5 protein-coding genes are annotated in these 5302 nt (G+C 73.5%); 1 reads left to right on the top strand and 4 read right to left on the bottom strand.

From position 1 onward, the window contains the following. The 4 genes from ACW0Q9_RS28935 to leuC form a co-directional block, all read right to left on the bottom strand. Window positions 1-1535, bottom strand: a 1535-nt coding sequence (locus tag ACW0Q9_RS28935) for a hypothetical protein (protein ID WP_456186681.1), incomplete at its 3' end; no start/stop codon positions are given. 132 nt (window positions 1536-1667) lie between these two features. Then, window positions 1668-2285 carry an HU family DNA-binding protein gene (locus ACW0Q9_RS28930; protein ID WP_456186679.1) on the bottom strand — a complete coding sequence of 206 codons (618 nt, stop codon included), beginning with the start codon at window positions 2283-2285 and terminating at the stop codon, window positions 1668-1670. Window positions 2286-2445: 160 nt separating this feature from the next. After that, complete coding sequence (gene leuD, locus ACW0Q9_RS28925; protein WP_313722624.1) at window positions 2446-3033, bottom strand: 3-isopropylmalate dehydratase small subunit; 588 nt, start codon at window positions 3031-3033, stop codon at window positions 2446-2448. Between the two features lie 15 nt (window positions 3034-3048). After that, window positions 3049-4491 (bottom strand): 3-isopropylmalate dehydratase large subunit, encoded by a 1443-nt coding sequence (gene leuC / locus ACW0Q9_RS28920; protein WP_456186677.1) that lies wholly within the window; start codon window positions 4489-4491, stop codon window positions 3049-3051. A 49-nt stretch (window positions 4492-4540) separates the two neighbouring features. Here leuC and ACW0Q9_RS28915 point away from each other — a divergent pair, with 49 nt between their 5' ends. Beyond that, a complete protein-coding gene (locus tag ACW0Q9_RS28915; RefSeq protein ID WP_013284529.1) occupies window positions 4541-5227 on the top strand; it encodes an IclR family transcriptional regulator in 687 nt (228 codons plus the stop codon). The last annotated feature ends 75 nt before the right edge of the window (window positions 5228-5302 follow it).

The raw sequence follows: 5302 nt of genomic DNA, 5'->3' as shown, positions 1-5302 counted from the left end.
GAGGCGGTGGCCGCCTGGCGGACGCGCAGGGGCGCGGGCGGGCGGAACAGGCGGGCGGCGCCCGGCGGGGCGACCACGGCCGCGGCGGCGACGGCGAGCGCCGCCAGCACCGGCACCCAGCCGTTGGGGTAGCCCAGGTCGTAGGCGGCGTAGTACGCCACCGCCCCGACCGCGAAGCCCACCATCCCGCCGACGACGGCGAATCCACGCCGCCGGCCGCCGTCCCCGCCGCCGGGGTCCGGCTCTGTCGGCTCGCCGAAACCCCCACCCTCGCCTGGACCGGTCGCCGCGACAGCACCTGCGCCTGCGACGGAGCCGGGGGCCGTGGCGGGCTCCAGGGCCGTGGGGGATTTCAAGGCCGTGGCGGATTCCGGGGCCGTGGTGCGATCAGGGGACGTTGCGGCGGAGCCCGGGGGCATGGCCGGGTCGCGGTCGTTGCCCGGGCTGGTCGTCGCGCGGACGAGCGCCTTGCCAGACCGGCGACGGGCCAGCGTGTTCCCGCCATCGGCGACGGTGTCGACGAGGGCGAGGCAGCCGCCCAGACCGCCGGCGGTCAGCACGACCGCCGCAGCCAGCCAGCCGGCCCGGTCGGAGGCGAACAGCCCCGCGCCGGCCACCAGCGCCACCGGCCAGAGCAGCCGGGCCACCGGCCGGGGCGGCCGGACGAGCACCGCCACCAGGAACAGGCCGATCGCCAACTCGGGCACCGCCGCCAGGTGGGCCGGAGGCAGCCCCAGGCCGGCCAGATCCGCCGATCCGTGCTGGTACGAGGCGGCCGCGTCCCACACCGCCGGGGCGAGCGCCAGCTGACCGGCGAGCAGCAGCACCGGGCCCACCAGCAACCAGGCCAGCCGTTCCGCTCCCCTACCCGGCCGGAACGCCGAGCCGACATGACCGGTGGGGCCGGACGACGCGGCAGGAGCGGCCGATGCGGCAGGGCTCGCCGATCCAGCGAAGCCGGGGACTTCGGCGGCTTCGGATGGCGGGGCGGCCGCCGGCCTTTCCGGGTGGCGGAACACGGCCAGCGGCCACGACGTCGCCTGCGCGGCGAGGAAGGCGCCGACCAGCAGGATGCTCACCGTCCACCCGAGCGCGCCGCCCCGCCAGACCAGGTCCTCGGTGCCGAGCAGGGCGTGCCCGACGGCGGACCCGGCCAGGCCGATCGCCAGCCCCGGCACCGGCCGGGCGACCGTCGCGGCGGTCGCGGCGAGCCAGACGAGGCCGGCGAGCAGGCCGGCGCAGGCCAGCCAGAGCTGGACCCGACCGCCGGGTGCGGCGGTCAGGGCGAGCCGGACGGCGGCCAGCGCGCCGGCCGCGACCAGCCCCACCGGGCGCGCACCGAGGCGGCGGACCAGGACAGGTGCGCCGAGGGCGAGCACGAACCAGCCGAGGGCGAAGGCGCCGAGGAGTTCGGCCGGGGTCTCGGCCGCCCGGCCGAAGACGGTGATGATCGACGGCAGCCACACCCGGAGCACGTCGAGCAGGACCACGACGCCCAGGGCGAGCGCGGCGGTGGGGAGGTGACGGTGGCGCACGGGCGCCCCTCTTCTCGTGACCGACGGGGGTTTTCGGCACGAGGATTCTGCGGGCCCACGGGACGGCGGGTCAACGCGTACCCACGAAAAGGCGCTCACCGCGAACGGTGAGCGCCCTTTACGGCCGTGCGGTCAGCGCCGGGTGGCGGCCTTCTTGGCCGGAGCCTTCTTCGCCGGCGCCTTCTTGGCCGCCGTCGTCTTCTTGGCCGCCGTCGTCTTCTTGGCCGCGGTGGTCTTCGTCGCCGCGGTGGTCTTCTTCGCCGCGGTCGTCTTGGTCGCGGCCTTCTTCGCCGGCGCGGCCTTCTTGGTCGCGGCGGTGGTCTTGGTCGCCTTCGCCGCCGTGGTCTTCTTGGCGGCACCGGCCGCCGTGGTCTTCTTCGCCGCGGTCGCCTTGGCTCCGGCCGCCTTCGCGCCGGTGGTCTTGGCGGCGGCGGCCGCGGTGGTCTTCCTGGCGGCGGCCGTGGCCTTCGGCACCTTGCCGCTGGCCACCATCTCCTTGAAGCCCGCGCCCGCACGGAAGGTCGGGACGGAGGTCTTCTTGACCTTCACCGCCTCGCCGGTCCGCGGGTTGCGCGCTGTTCGGGCGCCCCGGACACGCTTTTCGAACGCTCCGAAACCGGTGATCGCCACCTTCTCGCCCTTGGTGACCGCCGCCTGGACCTCAGCGAGAACCGCGTCGAGCGCGGCCGTCGCCGTCTTCCGGTCCCCCAGGCGAACGGCGAGCGCCTCGATGAGCTCGGCCTTGTTCACGACTTCCTCCCGATTGTGCAACTGACTCGACGCGAGCCATTCTGCGCGCACGGTATGCCCTGTGCTGCCTGGACACAAACATTCGGTGGAAAAAAGCCCTTGTGTCGTAACGGATTCGCCCCCACCGGCCGGGCCGGTGGGGGCGAAAAGCTATCTGCGGTCAGGCGACCGAGGGCAGGAACGACGGCCTGGACGCCTCGTAGGCGCTGATCTCGGCCTCGTGCCGGAGGGTGAGTCCAATGTCATCCAAGCCCTCCATCAGCCGCCAACGGCTGTGGTCGTCCAGCGGGAACGCCCAGGTGGCATCCCCGGCGTGGACCTGGCGGGCGGCGAGGTCGACCGTGATCGGGGTGGTCGGCTCGGATTCGACGAGATCCCACAGTTCTTCGACGGCTTTCAATTCCAGCTCGACCGGAAGGAGACCTTCCTTGAGCGCGTTGCCGCGGAAGATGTCGCCGAAGCGCGGCGCGATCACAGCCCGGAAGCCCCAGTCCCGCAGCGCCCAGACGGCGTGCTCCCGGGAGGATCCGGTGCCGAACTCGGGGCCGGCGATGAGAATCGACGCACCCGAATGGGCGGGATCGTTCAGTACGAATGACGGGTCCTCCCGCCACGCGTTGAACAGACCGTCCGCGAAACCGGTCCGGGTCACCCGCTTGAGGTACACGGCGGGGATGATCTGATCGGTGTCCACGTTGGATCGGCGCAGCGGCACGGCGGTGCCGGTGTGGGTGGTGAACTTGTCCATCTCTCGGCTGCCCTTCTACAGGTCGGCGGGGGCGGCCAGCCGGCCGACCACGGCGGTGGCGGCGGCGACCGGCGGGGACACCAGGTGGGTACGCCCGCCCCGGCCCTGGCGGCCCTCGAAGTTGCGGTTGGAGGTCGAGGCGGAGCGCTCGCCCGGCTTCAGCGTGTCCGGGTTCATGCCCAGACACATGGAGCAGCCGGCGAAGCGCCACTCGGCGCCGGCGTCGGTGAAGACCTTGTCCAGCCCCTCCGCCTCGGCCGCCTCGCGGACCGCGGCCGACCCGGGCACCACCAGCATGCGTACGCCGTCGGCGACCTGGTGCCCGCGCAGCACGTCGGCGGCGGCGCGCAGGTCCTCCAGCCGGCCGTTGGTGCAGGAGCCGACGAAGACCACGTCCACGGCGAGGTCACGCAGCGCGGTGCCGGGGGTGAGGTCCATGTACTCCAGGGCCCGGCGGGCGGCGACCCGCTCCGGCTCGGTGACGAACTCCTCCGGGTCCGGCACGGCCGCGCCCAGCGGCACGCCCTGACCCGGGTTGGTGCCCCAGGTGACGAACGGGGTGATCCGGCCGGCGTCCAGGGTCACCTCGGTGTCGAAGGTCGCCCCCTCGTCGGTGGGCAGCGTCCGCCAGTGGGCCACCGCCGCGTCCCAGTCGGCCCCCTGCGGCGCGTGGGGCCGCCCCTTCAGGTACGCGAAGGTCGTCTCGTCCGGCGCGATCATGCCGGCCTTGGCGCCCCACTCGATGGACATGTTGGCGATGGTCATCCGGCCCTCCATGGAGAGGTTGCGGATGGCCTCGCCGCGGTACTCGACGATGTGACCGCGCCCGCCGCCGGTGCCCACCTGGGCGATCAGGGCGAGCACCAGGTCCTTGGCGGTGACGCCCGGGGCGAGGTCACCCACGACGTTGACCGCCATGGTCTTCGGGCGGGCCTGCGGCAGCGTCTGGGTGGCCAGCACGTGCTCGACCTCACTGGTGCCGATGCCGAAGGCGAGCGCCCCGAACGCGCCGTGGGTGGCGGTGTGCGAGTCGCCGCAGACGATCGTCATGCCCGGCTGGGTGAGGCCGAGCTGGGGGCCGATGACGTGCACGATGCCCTGGTTCTCGTCGCCCAGCGGGTGCAGCCGTACGCCGAACTCGGCGCAGTTGCGGCGCAGCGTCTCGATCTGGGTGCGGGAGGTGGGGTCCGCGATCGTGAGCAGGTCACCGCGCCGGGCGCGGAAGGCCGGGTCGTCGTATCCGGTCGGCGTGTTGTGGTCCTCGGTCGCGATCGTCAGATCGGTGCGGCGGACCCCGCGGCCGGCCAGGCGCAGCCCGTCGAACGCCTGCGGGCTCGTGACCTCGTGGAGCAGGTGCAGGTCGATGAAGAGCAGGTCCGGCTCGCCGGCGGCGGAGCGGACGACGTGCGCGTCCCAGACCTTCTCGGCCAGGGTCCTCGGTTGAGTGACTCCCACCATCTGGACATCCTAAATTCTGGGAGGTAAATTTCGGCTTGTGGGACACAGTATGAGCGGTGTCGGCGTTCTCGACAAGGCGGTGGTCATCCTGGCCGCCTGTGTCGACGGCGCCAGCCTGGCCGAACTCGTTGAACGCACCAAGCTGCCCCGGGCCACCGCGCACCGGCTGGCACAGGCGCTGGAGATCCACCGGATGCTGGTCCGGGACACCCAGGGCCGCTGGCGCCCGGGCCCCCGGCTCGGCGAGCTGGCCAACGCCGCGCCGGACGTGCTGCTGACCGCGGCCGAGCCGCTGCTGGCCGCACTGCGCGACGCCACCGGGGAGAGCGCCCAGCTCTACCTGCGCCGCGCCGACGAGCGGATCTGCGTGGCCGCGGCCGAGCGGGCCAGCGGCCTGCGGGACACCGTGCCGGTCGGCTCGGTGCTGCCCATGACGGCCGGCTCGGCGGCACAGATCCTGCTCGCCTGGGAGCCGCCCGAGGCGGTCATGCCGCTGCTGCCCCGGTCGAAGTTCACCGGCCGCACCCTCGCCGAGGTACGCCGCCGGGGCTGGGCGCAGAGCGTCGCCGAGCGGGAGGCCGGTGTGGCGAGCGTCTCGGCCCCGATCCGCGACCGCACCGGCCGGGTCATCGCCGCCATCAGCATCTCCGGCCCGATCGAGCGCCTGGGCCGCCGCCCCGGCGAACGCCACGCCATGGCCGTAGTCCGCGCCGGCCAACGCCTCTCCGGCCTCTAACCGCTCCCGCCCCGGCCTATCGAGGGAAGGAATCCATTGAGCGACACCACCGACGTGACGTCGGATGTTTCCAAC

It is taken from the genome of Micromonospora sp. I033 (assembly GCF_053890995.1).
Note: the sequence above shows the minus strand (reverse complement) of the source record. Positions and strands in the feature narration are given on the sequence as shown.

Bases quoted from the DNA above. Each gene is read 5' to 3' on its own strand.
- leuC (WP_456186677.1), bottom strand. From the start codon at position 4,491: ATGGTGGGAGTCACTCAACCGAGGACCCTGGCCGAGAAGGTCTGGGAC.
- ACW0Q9_RS28915 (WP_013284529.1), top strand. From the start codon at position 4,541: ATGAGCGGTGTCGGCGTTCTCGACAAGGCGGTGGTCATCCTGGCCGCC.
- leuD (WP_313722624.1), bottom strand. From the start codon at position 3,033: ATGGACAAGTTCACCACCCACACCGGCACCGCCGTGCCGCTGCGCCGA.